The sequence below is a fragment of the Streptomyces sp. NPDC041970 genome, assembly GCF_055588985.1.
In genome coordinates this window covers 1-18,005 of the sequence record NZ_JBVJCD010000070.1, presented here as the reverse complement: position 1 = coordinate 18,005, position 18,005 = coordinate 1, and the positions used below count along the sequence as shown (strand labels likewise).

General features: G+C 74.5%; 15 protein-coding genes. 8 read left to right on the top strand and 7 right to left on the bottom strand.

Annotated features, from left to right (window positions below):
* Window positions 1-59 precede the first annotated feature (59 nt).
* Window positions 60-695, bottom strand: a complete 636-nt coding sequence (locus ACZ6EJ_RS24830; protein ID WP_469270128.1) for a ScbR family autoregulator-binding transcription factor — start codon at window positions 693-695, stop codon at window positions 60-62.
* 559 nt (window positions 696-1,254) lie between these two features.
* Here ACZ6EJ_RS24830 and ACZ6EJ_RS24825 point away from each other — a divergent pair.
* Window positions 1,255-1,935 (top strand): HAD family hydrolase, encoded by a 681-nt coding sequence (locus ACZ6EJ_RS24825; RefSeq protein ID WP_469270127.1) that lies wholly within the window; start codon window positions 1,255-1,257, stop codon window positions 1,933-1,935.
* A 53-nt stretch (window positions 1,936-1,988) separates the two neighbouring features.
* Here ACZ6EJ_RS24825 and dhaL read toward each other — a convergent pair whose 3' ends face one another.
* From dhaL to ACZ6EJ_RS24805, 4 genes are all read right to left on the bottom strand, one after another.
* A complete protein-coding gene (gene dhaL, locus ACZ6EJ_RS24820) occupies window positions 1,989-2,648 on the bottom strand; it encodes a dihydroxyacetone kinase subunit DhaL (protein WP_469270125.1) in 660 nt (219 codons plus the stop codon).
* 128 nt (window positions 2,649-2,776) lie between these two features.
* A complete protein-coding gene (locus ACZ6EJ_RS24815; RefSeq protein ID WP_469270123.1) occupies window positions 2,777-3,775 on the bottom strand; it encodes a dihydroxyacetone kinase subunit DhaK in 999 nt (332 codons plus the stop codon).
* A gap of 956 nt (window positions 3,776-4,731) precedes the next feature.
* A complete protein-coding gene (locus ACZ6EJ_RS24810) occupies window positions 4,732-6,096 on the bottom strand; it encodes an SWF or SNF family helicase (protein ID WP_469270121.1) in 1,365 nt (454 codons plus the stop codon).
* Window positions 6,093-9,068, bottom strand: a complete 2,976-nt coding sequence (locus ACZ6EJ_RS24805) for a DEAD/DEAH box helicase (RefSeq protein ID WP_469270141.1) — start codon at window positions 9,066-9,068, stop codon at window positions 6,093-6,095. The genes ACZ6EJ_RS24810 and ACZ6EJ_RS24805 overlap by 4 nt, the downstream gene beginning before the upstream one ends.
* Before the next feature lie 251 nt (window positions 9,069-9,319).
* Between ACZ6EJ_RS24805 and ACZ6EJ_RS24800 the strand changes: the two genes are divergently transcribed.
* The 3 genes from ACZ6EJ_RS24800 (at window position 9,320) to ACZ6EJ_RS24790 (ending at window position 12,173) form a co-directional block, all read left to right on the top strand.
* Entirely contained in the window at window positions 9,320-10,465 is a 1,146-nt protein-coding gene (locus ACZ6EJ_RS24800; RefSeq protein WP_469270119.1) for a fatty acid desaturase family protein, read from the top strand.
* A gap of 128 nt (window positions 10,466-10,593) precedes the next feature.
* Window positions 10,594-10,776: a hypothetical protein gene (locus tag ACZ6EJ_RS24795; protein ID WP_469270117.1), complete on the top strand. Its 183-nt coding sequence runs from the start codon at window positions 10,594-10,596 to the stop codon at window positions 10,774-10,776.
* Between the two features lie 506 nt (window positions 10,777-11,282).
* Window positions 11,283-12,173, top strand: coding sequence for an oxygenase MpaB family protein (locus ACZ6EJ_RS24790; RefSeq protein WP_469270116.1), 891 nt, complete (start codon window positions 11,283-11,285; stop codon window positions 12,171-12,173).
* Window positions 12,174-12,625: 452 nt separating this feature from the next.
* Here ACZ6EJ_RS24790 and ACZ6EJ_RS24785 read toward each other — a convergent pair whose 3' ends face one another.
* Both ACZ6EJ_RS24785 and ACZ6EJ_RS24780 read right to left on the bottom strand, forming a co-directional pair.
* Complete coding sequence (locus ACZ6EJ_RS24785; protein WP_469270114.1) at window positions 12,626-13,228, bottom strand: class I SAM-dependent methyltransferase; 603 nt, start codon at window positions 13,226-13,228, stop codon at window positions 12,626-12,628.
* 520 nt (window positions 13,229-13,748) lie between these two features.
* The gene (locus ACZ6EJ_RS24780) at window positions 13,749-14,177 is read right to left on the bottom strand and encodes a PPOX class F420-dependent oxidoreductase (RefSeq protein ID WP_469270113.1); all 429 of its coding nucleotides are present in this window, start codon (window positions 14,175-14,177) and stop codon (window positions 13,749-13,751) included.
* Between the two features lie 142 nt (window positions 14,178-14,319).
* Between ACZ6EJ_RS24780 and ACZ6EJ_RS24775 the strand changes: the two genes are divergently transcribed.
* From ACZ6EJ_RS24775 to ACZ6EJ_RS24760, 4 genes are all read left to right on the top strand, one after another.
* Window positions 14,320-14,733: a roadblock/LC7 domain-containing protein gene (locus tag ACZ6EJ_RS24775; RefSeq protein WP_469270112.1), complete on the top strand. Its 414-nt coding sequence runs from the start codon at window positions 14,320-14,322 to the stop codon at window positions 14,731-14,733.
* 196 nt (window positions 14,734-14,929) lie between these two features.
* Window positions 14,930-16,189: a DUF6397 family protein gene (locus ACZ6EJ_RS24770; RefSeq protein WP_469270111.1), complete on the top strand. Its 1,260-nt coding sequence runs from the start codon at window positions 14,930-14,932 to the stop codon at window positions 16,187-16,189.
* Between the two features lie 40 nt (window positions 16,190-16,229).
* The gene (locus ACZ6EJ_RS24765; RefSeq protein WP_469270109.1) at window positions 16,230-16,718 is read left to right on the top strand and encodes a GNAT family N-acetyltransferase; all 489 of its coding nucleotides are present in this window, start codon (window positions 16,230-16,232) and stop codon (window positions 16,716-16,718) included.
* A gap of 310 nt (window positions 16,719-17,028) precedes the next feature.
* Window positions 17,029-17,724: an LAETG motif-containing sortase-dependent surface protein gene (locus ACZ6EJ_RS24760; RefSeq protein WP_469270107.1), complete on the top strand. Its 696-nt coding sequence runs from the start codon at window positions 17,029-17,031 to the stop codon at window positions 17,722-17,724.
* Window positions 17,725-18,005 lie beyond the last annotated feature (281 nt).

Below are 18,005 nucleotides of genomic sequence, written 5' to 3'. Positions count from 1 at the left end.
CACCGCCCCCGGCCGAGGCCGCCGGCCCCGGCCCCGGCCCGGCCCTGACGGGGCGTCGGTCACGGCCGGGCCGGGACGCGCGCTCGGGCGCGCGCGAGCAGGGCGCGCGGGTCCGGGTCGGCCTGCAGGGTGCTCAGCACCAGCAGCCACCACGCCTCAAGCCGCTCCCTCCAGTCCCGCCGGCCCGGCAGCTCGTCGGTGAGCGTGCAGAGGCCGAAGAAGGCGCACACCAGAGCCACGGCCGCCGTCGACGGCCGCACCCCTTCGGCGAGTTCGCCGCGCGTGCGCGCCTGGGCGAGCAACCGGGTGGCCGCCAGCGACCAGGCGTCGAACGGCGTCGGCACGGCGGCGGCGATGGCCCGCCGCTCCGACCACAGCCGCGCGCCCGCACGCGCCACCACGTCCTCGTCGAGGGAGCGCGCGACCTTGAAGCTGAGGGCGACGAGCTTCTCCAGCGGAGGGACGCCGGGCGCGGCGTAGTGGGGGGCGAGCTGCGGCCAGGTGGCGAACTGCTCACCGACCACGGCCAGGGCCAGCCTCTCCTTGCTGGAGTAATGGAAATAAATGGCGCCGCTGGTCTTGCCCGAGTGATCACTTATGTCATTGATACTCGTTCCCGTATATCCCCGTTCGACAAAAAGATGTGCTGCCGACTCCAGCAGCATTCTGCGGGTGGCGCGCGCCCGGTCCTGCATGTCAGTTCCCCTTTCGCTCGGATGTGCCCCTGCGGCGGAAAGCATCCGGCCTTCCCCGGAGGAAGGCGCGGTCGCGTGGCGCGAAGATCCTATTATTCTTGGGCCATTCGCGTGGGCGGGGGAGGGCGTCCGCTTCCCGTCACCCGATCGAAGAATCGTTTTGTTCGACTGGGGGCCACGGCTCGCGCCGACGTCCGGCGGACCGTCCCCACCGCCTTTCACCAGGCCCGTTGCGCGTTCTCGCGGAACACTCCCTTCTTTTCGCGTCCTCTCCGCGGCGCGCGGGCGCCGCCGGCCGGCCTTTTCCCATGCACTCGAATTGGTGATTGCGGAAATCGGAGAGCCAGAATTAACGTAATGACCACGATGTTTCTGGCTCGGCCGGACGTGGTCGCCTGAGCCCGTCACGGCGCGCCCTCGGGACGATCAGTCAGGTTCCCGTGGCCGCGGCCCCCGTGCGACATCGCTCGTTCCCGCTCATCTCCGCGAGTGGGTCACCCCCACCCCGGCCCGCCTGCGCCCCGAACCGGTCGGCGCAGTCTCCGAGAACGGCAGCTACATGACAGCTCATCGCATTCTTGCGTGGTCTCCGTCCGCCATCGTCTTCGACTGTGACGGCACCCTGATGGACACCGAAAGGCACTGGCAGGAGGCCCGGAACATCACTTTCCAGGCTTTCGGCCTCAAACCTCCGCCCGGCTTCGCCGACCGCGCCAAGGGGGTGCACTACACCGATTGCGGTGCGCTCATGGCCGAGGAGACCGGAAAACCCGACCTCGTGGAAGACCTCACGGACAGACTCCTCTCCACCTTCACCAGCCTGGTCGACGAGGACCCGGTGACCATGCCGGGGGCCGCCGCCCTGGTGCGGATGACCGCCCGCCACCGTCCGCTCGCGGTGGCGAGCAACTGCCCGCGGGAGATGGTGGAGTCGTGCCTCGACCGCGCCGGGCTGCTGGGCTGCTTCAGCCACATCGTGGTCGCCGGCGCAAGCGTACGGCCCAAGCCCGAGCCGGACGTCTACCGCGTCGCCGCACGGCTCTGCGGCGTACCGCCCGAGGAGGCCCTGGCCGTGGAGGACTCGCTCACCGGCATGGAGTCGGCCCGCCGGGCCGGGCTCCGCGTCCTCGGCCTCGGGGCGCGGCCGCCGGGCCCCGACGCGGACCGGGCGGACCTGTGGGTCACCAGCCTCGCCGACCGCGACCTGACGGCATGGGCGCGCAACCGGATCGGCCCGTAGGACGCCCCGGCCCGGCCGGGCGGGCGCGACCGTCCGGCCGGGCGCGCCCGAGGTCAGGCGGTCGGCAGTTCGGGCGCCAGGGTCTCCACCGTCCCGGCGGCGGAGGCGAAGAAGAGGGCGACGCCGACGGCTCCGGGGTCCGGGATGCCCGTGGCCCGTTCGCCCAGGTAGCTGGCCCGGCCCATCCGCGCGGACAGGGAGGCGGTCTGCCGCACGCCCTGCCAGGCCCCGTCCGCCGCCGAGGCCAGAGCCGCCGCGGGCGGCGTGCCGACCGCCGCCCGCAGCGCGTCGGCGGCCGGCGCCAACGCGTCCACCAGGGTCTTGTCGCCGGGCGCGGCGTCCCCGACGCGGCGTATCGCGGCCAGGCCCTCGGCGGCGCCCTCGGCGAGCGCCTCCGTCGTCAGGCCGGCCGCCTCGCCGGCGGCCCTGCCCAACGCCTGGAAGAGCAGGCCGAACAGGGGGCCGCTGGTCCCTCCTATCTCGTCGAGGAAGGCGGTGGCCAAGGCGCCCAGCGCCTCGGCCGGCCCCGGCCGCGCCTCCTCCCCGAACAGCCGCTCGGCGGCTCGGACGCCGGCGGCGAGGTTGGTCCCGAAGTCGCCGTCGCCCGCCTGCTGGTCGAGGGCGGTCAACTCGGCCTCGGTGGCGTACACCGACTCGGCGAACCGGCGCAGCCAGTCGCGGGTCTGGGTGCCGTCGAAAGCGGCGCTCGTCATGGTGCCCTCCTGCTGCTCGTGTCGCGGTCTGCCGGAACCGGCTCAACCGCCCGGTCTCCGGTGGGGGCCCGCGTGCGGCGGTGCGTACGGGCCCGGCGGGGGGTCGGCGGGCCCGGCCCGCCGACCGGTCACCACCGCAGGGCGGGGGTGCGCACCGGTGCGTCGTAGAAGCGGAGCACGGCCGGGTCGGCGACCATCAGCGTCAGGGAGAAGCCCCGCATGTCGAGCGCCGTGACGTAGTCGCCGACCAGGTGCCGGGCCAGGTGCACGCGCCGGGCGTCGAGGAACCGGCCCAGTTCCCCGAAGATGCCGTACAGCTCCAGCGCCGTGACCGAGCCCAGCCCGTTGACCAGGGCGACGACCGGTTCGTCGGGGCCGGGGGCCAGCGCGTCCAGCAGCGCGCCCGCCATGTCCTCCACCAGCGCGCGGACGTCCGCCTGGTCACGGGTGTGCTCGGCGCGCTCGCCGTGGATGCCGACGCCGTACTCCAGCACGCCGGGCGCCAGGGTGAAGGCCGGCTCGCCGCTGGCGGGCGCGTGGTGGGCGGCGGAGGCGGCCGCCAGGGTGCGGCACCGGGCGGTCACGGCCGCGCCCAGCTCCGCCAGTTCGGCCAACCCCATCCCGGAGTCGGCGGCCGCGCCCAGAACCTTCTCCACCAGCACCGTCGCGCCGGTGCCGCGCCGACCGGAGGCGATCCCCGCGGAGTCGGAGGCGAGGTCGTCGTCGATCAGCACCCGTGCGCAGGCGATTCCGGCGTCGGCGAGCCGTTCGGCGGCGATGCCGAAGTTGATCCGGTCGCCCGTGTAGTTCTTCACTATGTGCAGCACGCCTCCCGGTCCGGCGACCGCGCGGGAGGCGCGGAATATCTGCCGGTTGTGCGGGGAGGCGAAGACGCGGCCGGGGCAGGCCGCGTCCAACATGCCCGCCCCCACGTACCCCACGTGCAGGGGCTCATGACCGGATCCGCCGCCCGACAGCAGGCCCACCCGCCGGGCCGGTGCGGCGTGCCGGGCGGTGACGTACCCCTCGACGGGGTCGTACGCCACGAGGTCGGCGTGAGCGCGGGCGAAACCGGTCAGCGCGTCGGGGACGAGGTCGCCGGTACCGTTCTCGAAATACCTCACCATGCTCGGCACCCTTTCCGTCCCCGGCCGCCAGGCCGGACCAGTCGCCCCCCGGACGTGACCTCCATGGTGCGGGTGACGCTGCGCGTGCGGCAACCCGCACAGCGTACAGACCGTCCCGGCGGAAGGACCCGGCGCCCCTCGACCGCCCCTGGCACTCCGTGCCCCGAACACTCCGCCCCGCGCGGGGGCATGGTGACGGCGGCTCACCGCGCGGACCCGCCCGACGCGTCCGCGGGGCCGCCGTGCGTGCGCCTCCTCGCGCGGCGGAGGAACGCCCCTGTGTGCCTGCCTCGGCGCCCACCCGTGCCCCGGAGGCGAAGCGGCGGCCTGCGGCCCGCGGGAGGACCGCAAGGGGCCGTTGGAGTGAGAGGGCCCTCCCCGCGCGGCGCCCGCAGCCCGCAGGAGGGTCCCCGCGGCTCACAGCTCCCGGACGAGCGGGTGGTGCGAGCAGCGGAAACCCCCGGCGGAGGCGGTGACCGCGTCGTACGGCAGCGTGTGCACCGTGACGTCCCGCCCGGCGGCCTCCTCGAGGACTCCCCGGTCGTGCGTGACGCTGATCCGCAGCGGTCACGGGCGCGGCTCCTCCTCGGGCGGGCGACCCGACTCGGCTCCGGTCCGTGCGGGCCGTTCGCCGGCATCGCCCGCCGTGCCCCGGTCACGGCAGGCGATGCCGGAGGCCGAGCCGGTGCCGGCGGGCGTGGTCGGCGGGCCCGAAGGCGTCCGGCGGCGGAGACTGGGCGTACGGGACGCCGTCCGCGGGCGCGCGTCGGGGCCGTGCGGGGAGGCCGGGCCCGTTCGGCGTCCCGGTCCGGGCGAACCGCGCCCGGAAGGCGGTCGTCGTGTCCGGCGGCCGGGCCTGGGACGGGTGGAGCGGGAGGCGGCCTCCTTCTCCCGCGGACGGACCACGGCCGGGGGCCGCGTCCGGCCCGTCCGCCCGACGACGGGCCGCAGCCCTCCTACGCGCTCTCGGGCCCCCCGTCCGGCTCGGCGCCACCGGCCGCCGCCAGCGCGCCCGCCGGGTCCCCGTCCGCCGGCCCCGCGGGCGCCCAGCGGCCCTGCTCCTTGCGGTACGGCCACCACCTCCCGTCCCGGTCGTACCGGAGCTGGAGACCGGCGCCCGCGACGGTCCACCGGGTGCGCCCGCCGGCACGCAGCGAAGGCCGCTCGTCCGCCTCCCACGCCGCGTCGAGCTGGGCGCGGGCCCGCGCCAGGGAGTCCGCGTCAGGCTCCCAGACCTCCTCCAGCACCGCGAGCGCGGCCACCCCGCCGTACCGCCAGGCGCGGACCGCCGCGTCCAGCTCCGGGCGCCGGCGGCCGGAGCCCGCCGCCAGCCGGGCGGTGAGCCACGGCCGCGCGGCGGCGTCCGCGGCCAGCCGCACCGCGTCCTGACCCGCCGTCAACCCTGCCGGAAGCGGTTGGTCCGCATGGCCCGGAGCGAGGGCGTCCAGCAGCATCCGGTGGGCCCGCGCCGCGCTGTCGGCGGCGAGCACTTCCAGCGCCGCCGGGTCGACGCCGGCGGGCGGCGGGGTGTCGGTGTCCAGCGACGGCGCGACCCCCGGTTCGGCGGGCGCCGGCGGGGGAGCGGGCAGCGGCGGCAGGATGCCCTCCGCGCCGAACGCCTCCCCGGCCGGGACGCCGAGCGCCTCGTGGACGCCGTCGCCGCCCGGCGGCCCGCCCCCGCCCGCCCGGACCGCGAGGGAGGCGCTGCGCGCCTGGAGTTCGTCCAGCAGCCGCCGTTCGTCGCGCCCCCGCATCAGCAGCAGGACGAACGGGTCGTCGTCCAGCAACCGCGCCACCTGGTAGCACAGCGCCCCCGAGTGCAGGCAGTGGTCCCAGGCATCGCAGGTGCACTCCGGTTCCAGATCACCGATGCCGGGCAGCAGATCGACGCCGGCGGCCGCCGCGTCCTCCACCAGATGCGGCGGCATCTCCCGGTCCAGCAGTGCGGCGATGTGCCCCGACCGCTCCACGGCCATGTCCAGGAACCGGTCCCACGCGGCCGCGCCGAGCTGCTGGAACAGCACGTCGCTGCGGTGGGCGGTGCCGTCCCGGTCCCGTACCACCGCCGTGATGCGCCCCGGACGCACGGAGACCGCGCCGACCCCGCCCTCGCGGGCCAACTGCCGCCCCTTCTTGAGCTGTGCGCCGTCCAGGGCCGTGTCCTCCAGGGCCTTCAGCCAGGCCCGGCCCCACCAGGAGGACGCGAAGCCCCGGCCGCGTACGGAAGGCAGCGCCGCGAACGTACGCTCCGGTCCGCCGCGCCCCTGCCGCGCCGATCCCGCGTCCGCGCCGTACCCGGCCTCGTCGTAGTCGTCGTTCATCGTGCGCCCCCTCGCAGCTCGACCAGCTCGGCCAGTTCCGCATCGGTCAGTTCGGTCAGTGCCGCCTCGCCGGAGCCGAGCACCGCGTCCGCCAACCCCTGCTTGCGGGCGAGCATCTCGGCGATCCGGTCCTCGATGGTGCCCTCGGCGATCAGCCGGTGCACCTGCACGGGCTGGGTCTGCCCGATCCGGTACGCTCGGTCCGTCGCCTGCGCCTCGACCGCCGGGTTCCACCAGCGGTCGAAGTGGACGACATGACCGGCCCGCGTGAGGTTCAGCCCGGTCCCCGCCGCCTTCAGGGAGAGCAGGAACACCGGGGCCTCGCCCGCCTGGAAGCGGTTCACCATCTCCTCGCGCCGCGCCACCGGCGTACCGCCGTGGAGGAACTGCGTCGCCACCCCGCGCGCGGCCAGGTGCTCCTCCAGAAGCCGGGCCATCCGCACGTACTGGGTGAACACCAGCACCGAGCCCCGCTCGGCCAGGATGGTGTCCAGCAGTTCGTCCAGCAGCTCGATCTTCCCCGACCGGCCCGTGATCCTGGGCCGCTCCTCCTTGAGGTACTGCGCGGGGTGGTTGCAGATCTGCTTCAGCGCCGTCAGCAGCTTCATCACCAGCCCGCGCCGCTCGAACCCGTCCGCCCCGGAGATCTCCGCCAGGGTCTCGCGCACCACCGCCTCGTACAGACCGGCCTGCTCCGCCGTCAGCGACACCGCCCGGTCGGTCTCCGTCTTCGGCGGCAGCTCGGGCGCGATCCCCGGATCGGACTTGCGCCGGCGCAGCAGGAACGGACGCACCAGCGCGGCCAGGCGCTCGGCGGCGGCCGGGTCGCTCCCGCCCTCGACCGCGGCGGCGTACCGACTGCGGAAGGCGCTCAGCCGGCCGAGCAGGCCGGGGGTCGTCCAGTCCAGGATCGCCCACAGCTCGGAGAGGTTGTTCTCGACCGGGGTGCCGGTGAGCGCGACGCGGGCGCGGGCGTTGATGGTCCGCAGTTGCCGCGCCGTCGCCGAGTGCGGGTTCTTGACGTGCTGCGCCTCGTCGATGACGACCATGTCCCAGGGCGCGGCGGCCAGCCGGGGCGCGTCCAGCCGCATCGTGCCGTACGTGGTCAGCACGAACTCGCCGTCCGCGACACCGTCCAGGGAGCGCGACGCGCCGTGGAAGCGGCGGACGGGGGTGCCGGGGGCGAACTTCTCGATCTCCCGCTGCCAGTTGCCCATCAGCGAGGTGGGGCACACCACCAGCGTCGGCCCGGCGGTGTCCGGGTCGCTCCGCCGGTGCAGATGCAGGGCGATGAGAGTGATCGTCTTGCCGAGGCCCATGTCGTCGGCGAGACAGGCCCCCAGGCCGAGCGAGGTCATGGTGTGCAGCCAGTCGAGTCCGCGGAGCTGGTAGTCGCGCAGCGTCGCGGTGAGCGCCTCGGGCTGTCCGATCGACTGCTCTGCGGCGGACTCCGGGTCGGCCAGCCGGTCCCGCAGCCGCTGCAGCCAGCCGGTCGCCTCCACCTCCACACGGCGGCCGTCCACCTCCGTGGAGCCCGTCAGCACCGCGCCCAGCGCGTCGATGGGGGTGACCTTGCGGTCCTGCGCCTCCCGCGCCCGGCGCGCCTCCTCCGGGTCGATGACCACCCACTGGTCGCGCAACCGGACGATGGGCCTGCTGGACTCGGCCAGCCGGTCCAACTCCTGCCGGGTCAGCTCCTCGTCGCCCAGCGTGAACCGCCAGTCGAACGCCAGCAGCGCGTCGGCGGACAGGAACGAGGGGGTGTCCGCCTCGGTACGCCCCCGCCGACCGGCCCCGGTGCGCTCGTCCTCCCCGTCCGGCGAGCCGGCCGGACCGATCACCGCTCGCGCGGTCAGCTTCCTGGCCAGCTCCTTGGGCCAGTGCACCTGCACGCCGGCGGCGGCCAGGGCGCGGGAGGCGGGCCCCAGCAGTTCGGCGATCTCCTCGTCGGCGGGGTCCACGGAGTCCGGCACCGCCGCGGAGAGCAGCGGCGCCAGTGGAGGCCAGGCGCGGGCGGCGCGCCGCAGGGTCAGCAGGGCGTCCATCCGGGCCCGCGGCCCGAACGCGGCGGCGGTCCGCGAACCGCCGGCCCACACCTCCGCGGCGTCGGCGACCATCGAGGGGTCGCTGACGCTGTGGATCTGCAGCACGGCGCGGAACGACGGCCCCGCGTCGGCGCCCCCGCCCGCACGGCCTTGGGCGGTCACCGCCTGCGGAAGGCTTTCGGTCGAGGCCGGGACGGAGACCTCGATGCGCAACGAGAGCCGCACGCCCGCGTCGTGGCCGGCCGCCACGTCGGCCGCCCAGGCGCGCGCCTCGGGCAGCCGCCGGGGCTCTCCGGCGGCGAACGCGGGGCCTGCCGCGACGAGGGGGGCGGCGGGGGTACGGGGCAGGGCGTCGGCCACCGCGTCGAGGAACGCCCGCAGCAGCCGTTCCGGTTCGGGCAGCAGCGGCTCGCCGCCGAGGCCCTCCGGACCGGTCGCCTCCGGTCGGCTGCCGCCGTCGTCCGCGAGGGGCGTGGCGTGCGCGGTCGGCGGCATCGACGCCGCCAGTTCCCGGACGCGTGCCAGGTCCTCCGCGTTCAGCGGTCCGATCCGCCAGACGTCGTGGTCGGCGGGGCTCAACCCCGGCAGCAGGAGCCCGCGCGCCACGAACTGGAGGGCCAGGAGCCCGGCGGCGCCCCAGAAGGCGGTGGAAGGGGAGGCTTGGGCGTCGGCGCGCGACCGGGTCAGCACGGGCAGGGCGTCCTGTACGGGGAGGTGCAGGGCCGAAACGGTGCGGGGTCTCAGATCGGAGCCGACGACGACCAGGTCCGACGTACGCCCCCCGGTGTCGGGAAGGGGGCGGCCGTCCGGGTCCCAGAAGGCGATCCGACCTGTGCGGGCGGCATCCGCGGGGATGAAGAGGGCGGAACAGCGGGCCAGTCCCGCGATCTCGGAGGATGGTGGCGCTGGGTGCCTGTGCGCAGCGATGTCTGATTCCTCAAATTTGACTAGTGGGCGGGATCGCCGAGGATACTCCACTTCTTGAGGCTCCGGGCGGGCCAGGCGTGTGCTGTGCGTCACCCGGCGCGGGTGTCCGCGGGTCAGGTGGGGTCAGCACCACCGCCCGGTGCGGGGGCCTGCCCCCGGCGGAGCCGGGGGGTTGGCTCCATGGCCCCCCATACCCCCTGATCCGTAGGTTCGACGAGGTCAGCGCACATGCCCCAGAGAGCGGAGACGCCATGCCCCAGGCGACAGCCCCCGTTGCCGACCCCGTCGACGAGAGCGGTGCGGCCCGGCCGGGCCCGGCGGCCGGAGCGAGCCCCGCCGCTTCTCCGACCGGTCCGCCAGGAGGCGCGAGCCGCGACCCGAGGCCGGGCCGTCCCCGACCGGCTGGAGCCGGAAGCGAATTCGCGCCCCTGCTGCGCGCGGTGAAGGCCCATGGGCTGCTTGAGCGCCCCACAGGCCGCCACGCGCTGGGCATCGCGCTCGACCTGGCGGCTCTGGCCGCGGTCGTCACCGGCTTCGTCCTGCTGGGCGACACCTGGTGGAGCCTCCTCCTCGCCGGGCCGCTGGCGGTCCTCTGGGCCCGCACGGCCTTCATCGCCCACGACGCGGGCCACGCCCAGACATCCGGCGACCGGAGGACGAACAGACTGATCGGCCTGGTCCACGCCAATCTGCTCCTCGGCATGAACGAGGCGTGGTGGAACGACAAGCACGTGCGCCACCACGCCCACCCCAATCACGTCGACAAGGACCCGGACGTCGGCGTGGGAGTCCTGGTATGGACCCAGAAGCAGGCGGCGCAGCGCGAGGGATGCGCCCGGTGGCTGACCCGGAACCAAGCCCGGTTGTTCTTCCCGATGCTGCTGCTCGAAGGCATAGCGCTGAAGGTCTACGGATTCCGGTTCCTGCGCCGCCAGCCCGTCCGCGAGCGCGCCCTGTCGGCCCTGCTGCTGACCGCGCACTGCGGTCTGTACGCGGCCCTGCTGCTGAGCACGCTGTCTCCGGGCAGGGCGATCGTCTTCGCGCTCGTGCTGCACGCGGTGTTCGGCCTGCACCTGGGCATGGCCTTCGCCCCGAACCACAAGGGCATGGAGATGCCCGACCCCGACGGGGACCGCTGGGGCCACCTCCAGCGCCAGGTCCTGACCTCGCGCAACGTGCGTGGCGGGGTCCTGACCGACTGGTTCCTGGGCGGGCTGAACTACCAGATCGAGCACCACCTCTTCCCGAGCATGTCCCGCTCGCACCTCCGCCGGGCCCAGCCGCTGGTCAAGGCGCACTGTGCGAGCATCGGCATCCCCTACACGGAGACCGGCCTGATCGAGTCCTACCGGCAGGCGCTCGCCCACATGCACGAGGTCGGCGCACCGCTGCGCTGATGCGCCCGACCGCGCCGCCCGCCCCCGGCCGGCCGGTGGGCGGGAGGCGGACCGACGGGGGGAACGGAACAGAGTGCGGACGCGTTGACCCAGCAGGAGCGGCGGAAGCCGCGAAGGAGGCGAGGACCATGACGAACGGTGCCAAGGTCGCCATCGGCGGTGTCGTCGCGGCAGCCGTGCTGTGGCCCCTGATCGGATTCTGGTGGGCGTTGCTGATCGTGATCGGGGTCCCCGTCGCGGGGTACCTCCTGCTGGACCCGTCTCAGCGACGCAGGCTCCGGCGGATCGACCGCAAGCGGATCGGCCGCTGAACCCCGGCCCCGCCACGGCCCGCGGGTCGAAGGCGGTGGTGGCCGAGGCGGAAGTCCGGGGTCCGTCGTACGGACGCCGAGGCCGGACCCCCGGCCGGGCGGGGGGCCGGGACCTGCCGCCCTGCGCCGGGAGGCGCTGACACCCGGACTGCCCGCCGCGATCGCCTGGGACCGTCCGTGGAGGAGCGCGTCTGTCCGTCGTGGCCCGTTCGGCGCGCCCGAGGAACGGGCGGCCGCCGAGGCTCCGGGCCCGCGCGGCTGCGACGGGGTCGAGGGGCCGGCCACGCGTACACCACGGAACACCCTCATCGCCCGGCCGCCCTTCGAGCGGACCGCGTCCCCGGCTCTGCCCGCCCCCTGGCCGCTCAGCGACCTGTGCGCTCAGGAGGCGCGGCCAGGACCGAACCCGCCCCCACCCGGCCCGTCCGGGTGGAAGGGCGCCGAAGAGCCGGACTGGGCGCGGCGTTCCGCATAAGGTTGTTCATCCGGCCGGACGAGGGGGCAGCGTGATGAATCGGTATGACCGGCTGAAGGAGATCCAGCGGCTCGACCCGGAGCGGGACTTCCTTCAGATCTATCGGCTCACCGTCAGCTATGAGTTCCCCTGGGACATCACCCGCGCTCTCGAACTGGCCCTCTACCGCACCTACGCCGTGCCCAGCATCGGCCGACTCCTCGATGAGACCGCCGAGTTGACGGAGCGCTCGCAGAAGCGGTACGACGACACCGCCCTGCTGCTGGACACGGTGCTGGAGCACGGTTTCGACAGCGAGGACGGCCGGACGGCCATCCGCCGGATCAACCAGATGCACCGCAGCTACGACATCGGCAACGACGACATGCGCTACGTCCTGTGCACCTTCGTCGTGACCCCGAAACGCTGGCTGGACGCGTACGGCTGGCGACGGCTCTGTGACCACGAGCTGCGCGCGTTCGCCGCCTATTACCGCACGCTCGGCGTCCGGATGGGCATCAAGGACGTCCCCCTGACCTTCGAGGACTTCGAGCGCACCCTCGACGCCTACGAGCTCGAGCACTTCGGCTGGGACGAAGGCGCCCGCCGGGTCTCCGACGCCACGCTGGCGCTCATGGCGTCCTGGTATCCGTCGCCGCTCGCCCCGGTGGTCCGCGGCGCGAGCCTCGCACTCCTCGACGACTCCCTGCTCAGGGCCTTCCGCTACCGCCGTCCGAGCCGGGCGGCGCGCGGCCTGACGCGTGGCGCCCTGCGGCTGCGGGCGCGCGCCGTCCGCCTCCTGCCGCCCCGGCGGAAGCCGCACTACGCGCGCCAGAATCCCGAGATCAAGGGCTACCCGGACGGCTACGAGATCGCCGCGCTCGGTACGTTCCCCACACCGGGCGTCCGCGGCTGCCCGGTCCCCGGCCACCGGCGGTCATGACACGTCCGCGCCACCCCTGGAGTCCTGCGTTCGGATCAGGCCGGGCTCGCGGGCCCCGGCACGCACGTCAGCGGCGTTGCCGTCGGTCGCCCCTGCTCAGCGGTGACTCCCTCCTCCAGCCTGCCCGCACGCGCCGGGCCCCGCTCCCCGACCCGACCCGCACGCAAGCCCCCAGCCGTGCGGCGCCGAGCGCGGCCCGGCGGCGGGCGCCCCCGGACTGCCGCGGCGTCGGCCACCGTACGGCGGGCTCCGACGACTGCCGCACCCGCCCACGCGGGCCCAGCGGCCTACCGAGCACCGCAGGACGCGCCCGGCGCGCAGGCGCTCCGGGCCCCGGTGGTCGGGCGGCACGGCACGCTCGACCACCGGGCATCCCTCCGGCCGGTCGGAGGACGTCCCCCGCTGACGCGCACCTCGTCCACGCAGGGGCCCTCGCTCCGGCCCGCCGTCTCTCAGGCTCGGCGGACAGCGAGGGCGAGGTAGCGGTCGTCCTCGTCGGTGTAGGAGTCCAGCCGCCACCCCGCTCCGGCGAGCAGGGCCCGCAGCCTGGGCTCTGCCCGCAGATCGTCCTCGGAGAGGGGACGACCGTGCCGTGCGGCGAGCGTGGCACGACCGATCGGGTGGAACAGGGCCAGCACGCCGCCCGGACGGACCACGCGTGCGAGCTCCGCCATAGCGGTGCCGGGGTGAGGCAGATGGGAGATCAGTCCGGCGCCGAACACCGCGTCCAGCGCCCCGTCCCGCAGGGGCAGCCGGGCGACGTCGGCGCGGAGCAGCGCCCCGCTGTCCTCGCGTCCCGCCCGTACCGCCGCCGCCAGCATGGCGGGTGTGAGGTCGACACCCAGCACCGTGCCCTTCGGTCCGACCGCCGCACGCAGGGCGGGCAACGCCCGGCCCGTGCCGCAGCCCGCGTCGAGCACGGCGTCGCCGGGGCGCAGTCCGAGCAGACCGGCCGCGGACGCGTAGGCAGGCTCGTCGTCGGGGAACCGGCTGTCCCAGTCGGCTGCTCGGGGAGTGAAGAAGTCCAGGATGCGGGCAGAGTGCTCGTCGGCCATACCCGCATGATCGCGCAGCCGGCCGCTCCACGGGGCGGGGAGGGGACGGATGGGGCCGGAGGGCGCCACCGGGGCGGACGGCAGGACCCGCACGACGGGGACGATGCATTTCGGCCGTATACCCTCTACCCTCCGACCGGTCCGGGCCCGCCCCGTCATCTGTCCGGGCCCGCCGCGGAGCCCCCGGTGCATCCGCCACCGCGTGCGTGCGGCTGCCGCAGGGCAAGCCGTGCACGAGAGCCGTCGCCGCGGACCGGCTTTCCCACCTCAGGCGGGGGAGGGGGGTGGGACGGTCGCCGGCCACTTCGAGCAGAGGTGCACAGCGTCGTCGCCGTCGACCGCCGTCCCGGCAGGGGACCCGGCGTCCAACCCGTCCGGACGGAGCGTTCCGGTTCCCGCCGGAGGACGCGCACGACCGGGACCTCGGGCGCGACGGCCCGAACCGTGTGGTCGAGGAGCCGGGCGCGTGCACGCGGCCCAGCCTCCGCCTTACGGGCCGCGCGTCGGGCGCGGGTTCCGCTCAGCCGACCAGATCGGCCATCGCCACCACCTCGTCGATGCGCACCCGCACGACCAGTTCCCCCGGAACCCCGTTGCGCCTGCCGAACTCCTCGGCGGCGCCGGCCTCCACGTACCGCCCCGCGATCAGCGTCGCCCACCGCAGCAGTTCCTCGGGGTCCTCGCTCAGTTCCGCACGTCCCCGCACCATGGCGAACGCGTACGGGGACCGCTCGTCGTCCACGCAGAGGGCGACCCGGCCGTCACGCGCCAGGTCGCGTCCCTTCACGCTCTCCTTGCCGGTGTTGAAGACCACCGTGTCGCCGTCGAGAAGGAACCAGACCGGCGCGACGTGCGGGCTTCCGTCGGCCCGCACGGTCGAGACCTTCGCGGTGCGGGTCCCCTCGGAGAGGAACGCCCGCCATTCTCCATCGGTCATGTGGTGTGCCATACGCCCATCCTGGGTCCGATGCCCGCATGGCGCGAAGCGGCGCCCCGGCCGGAGGGGGGCGCTTGCCCCTGGGAGACCGGTGCGCAAGGCTTACGCGCGTAGCGGGGGGCACGGGGAACGAAAGTACGGGGAGGACGAGCTGATGGCGCTGGACCGGGGACTTGACTGGCTCCTTGACGATCTCACCAGCAGGGTGCAGCACATACGGCACGCGTTGGTGCTCTCGAACGACGGACTGGTCACCGGGGCCAGCACCGGTCTCGCGCGCGAGGACGCCGAACATCTGGCGGCGGTGTCCTCCGGGTTGCACAGCCTCGCCCGAGGGTCGGGACGCCACTTCCGGGTGGGGCGGGCCCGCCAGACGATGGTCGAGTTCGACGAAGCCCTGCTCTTCGTGACGGCCGCCGGGGACGGCAGTTGCCTGTGCGTGCTGACCGCGGCCGAGGCCGACGTCGGCCAGGTCGCCTACGAGATGACCTTGCTCGTCAACCGGGTCGGCGAACACCTCGGCGTCTCCGTGCGCCAGACCGACCCGGAGGACGCCGGTCCCCTCTGACGTCGCGCCCGCTCCGCGCCGACCGACCGCACACCGCTCTGACCTGCTGCTTCGACATCGGAAGGCTCCGCACCCGCCGCCTCCTCACCGCCGTGTCGTCGCGTGGACGAGGAGTTGTCCACAGGGCTGACGCGCGATGGCATCCTCGGACTACCGTGATCACGGAGAGTATTCGATCCGTACGGGGAGGACAGCCATGACGGTCAGGGAAGCACGCCGCGGTCACGCCGGGTTCGACGGTCGGCAGGTCGAGGAGGCGGCCGTGCGGGCCGCCGGGACGGACCCGGAACCACCCGGCGTACCGGTGACGGTCGCTGCCGGGCGCGCGGCCCAGGAGTTGGGACTGCGGCGCGCCGAGTTCGAGTTGGCGGTGCACCTGCGGTTGATCGCCGTCCGTGTCGTGCCGGGCGGCGGACGGCCTCGGGTGGAGGAGAAGGAGATCGCGCGCCTGCGCGAGGAGCCGGGATTCCCGGACGGTCTCGCGGAGCGGGTCCGCACCGTCGGCACGGCGGAGGGAGCCGTGCTGCTCGGCATCGCTCCGGCCCGGTTCACCCGGCTGGCCCGCGCTGGGTGCGTCTCGCCGGTCACGTTCTATCTGAATCGGTATCGCGCGGTGGTCTGGCTCTACCTCGCCGACGAGCTCGCCGCGTTCGCGGTCCGGGAGCCCGACCTTCTCGCCGGCACGATGCCGCCGGACATGCGCGCGATGCTGGAGGCGGGTGTCGACTGGCGGGCGCGCAACTGGCGCTCGCAGCGCGTCGAGCGGCTGCTGAACCGTACGGAGGACCCGTGGGCGCGGGCGGCTGTCCAGGCATCGGCGTTGGACCGGGTGCAACTGGCGGAAGTGGTGGAGGACCCCTACGAACGGGCCTGTCTCGTACGGGCCCGACCGGAGCCGGTCTTCGGGCGCCCCGCCTCCACGGCGGCGAGGGAGACCATGGCGGAGCTGATGCACGCCGACGACCCCGACGAGATCCTGTGGCGGCGGGTCAACCTGGTCCTGGAGTTGGACCGGGCCCGCGAGGACCGGCCCGCACCGCGACCGGGAGGCGAACGGGCGCCGTGGGCGGCGCGGGACACGCAGGCGCACCCCGCGGATGCGGAGCGACCCGCGCCGCCGGCGCGGGTCGCGGCTCCCCCTCCGGCCCGGGCGACCGAGCCGACTCCCGCAAGCGCACCGCCGTCGACGTCGGTGGTCGCTCCGCCCCTGCGGCCGTCCCCGGCGCGGAGCGCGACCGCGGGGGTCGGGCGGAAGCCCGTACCGGCCGGTGGCGCTGTGTCCGCCGACGGGCGCGTAGCCGACGGTCGTTCGACGTCCAGCGGGGCTCCGGCGGTCGGGGACGCGTGCGCCGGGACGTCGCGTCGGGCGGCGGCACGCGGATCCATCCGGAGGAGGAGGCCGACCGGCAGGCGTGTGCTGGCCAGGCTGGGATGGCGGGGACGGGGCGTCGGATAAGCCAGTGCGGACCGCCGACCCGATCACCCATGCTGTCGCCATGTTGATCAGAGAAGCGACTCCGCGGGACTGGCCCGCCATCTGGCCGTTCTTCCATTCGATCATCGCCTCCGGAGAGACGCTCACCTATCCCGTCGATCTCAGCGAGGAGGAAGGCGAGAGGTGGTGGTTCGCGGCCGCCCCGAGTCGGGTGGTCGTCGCTGTGGACGAGGCCGGGGCGGTGCTCGGCACGGCGAAGATGAACCGCAATCACCTGGGCAACGGCTCCCATATCGCCGGCGCCACCTACCTCGTCGATCCCGCGCACTCCGGTCGCGGGGTCGGACGAGCCCTGTGCGCCCACTCGGTGGAATGGGCTCGCGCCCAGGGCTTCCGGGCGATGCAGTTCAACGCGGTGGTCGAGACCAACGTCCGTGCGGTCAGGCTGTACCGGTCGATCGGCTTCGAGGTGATCGGCACCCTGCCGGAGGGTTTCCACCATCCGACCAAGGGTTACGTGGGACTCCACATCATGCACAAGGCTCTGTGAGTCCCGGAACCGGAGCCCCCCCCACGGCCCCGCACATGCCCTGGGGGGCTCCGGATCACCGGGCCTGTGAGGAGCGGCCGCCCCGTCCGGGGCTGGCAGGTGTCGGCCGCGTGACCGCCTGGCCACGTGGCCGCAGCCGGCAGAAGCGGCGATGCGACCCGCCTGCCCGCATTGTGGAAACGGCGGCGAAATGACCGGAGTTGGGGCGCCGGACGAGAGGCCGGGGGCGGCTGCATACCCATGGGGCGGGGGCAGTACTGTGCGCCTCACCGCCATTCAGGCGTTGAGATCCATCTGGAGGAAGAAACCCATGAGCATACCCAGGAGATCGTGGCGTGGCGCGGGAACTCTCGCGGCCGCCGCGGTCGTCGGTCTGACCGGAGGCATCCTCTCCGCCGGTCCGGCCGCGGCTCACAAACCCACCTGGGCCGTGACCTGCTCCGAGGTGAGCATCGACCTCATCCAGTACACGAGCGATGTCCCCAACACGGTGACCGTCTCGGTGGACGGCAAGGACATCCTCCCCACCGAGACGTTCGGCCGTGAGTTCCACAAGAAGCTGACGCTTCCCGAGCACGACAAGCCGGTGACCGTCCGACTGGTCGTCAAGGACGCCTCGCCGGGCGGCAGGTACTCGTTCGACGACGAGAAGACGGCCGAGGTGTGCGAGGGGGAGGAGCCCACCCCGACCCCCAGCCAGCCCACCCCGAGCGAGCCGGCTCCGAGCGAGCCGACCCCCAGTGAGCCGGCCCCGAGCGAGCCGACGCCGACCGAGTCGACTCCGGGCACCCCCTCCACCGAGACGCCCGAGCCCAGCGCCACGCCCAGCGAGCAGCCTTCGGAGTCCGCGGCGGCCACGCCCGCCCCGAGCCCCAGCTCCCCGGACCTGGCCGAGACGGGTTCGTCGTCGGCCACGCCCATCATCGGCGGCGCCGCCGTCGCGGTGCTGCTGGCCGGTGGCGGCATCCTGTGGGCCGTCCGCAAGCGGCGCATCGCCCAGGGCTGACGCCTCCGCCCCACGGGAGTCCCGGCGTCGAGGACGACCTGAGCACCAGGTCTCCTGAACCGTCGGAGCGAGGGGCTCGGCGGGCCGGGCGGGACCGTGGTCACCACGGGACCGCCCGGTTCGCGGGATGAGGGGTGGGGGGGGGGGGGGGGGGGGGGGGGGGGGGGGGGGAGGGGGGGGTGGGGGGGCGGGGGGGGGGGGGGGGGGGAGAGGGGGGGGGGGGGGGGGGGGGGGGGGGGGGGGGGGGGGGGGGGGGGGCGTTCAGCGTGCGGCGGTATTGC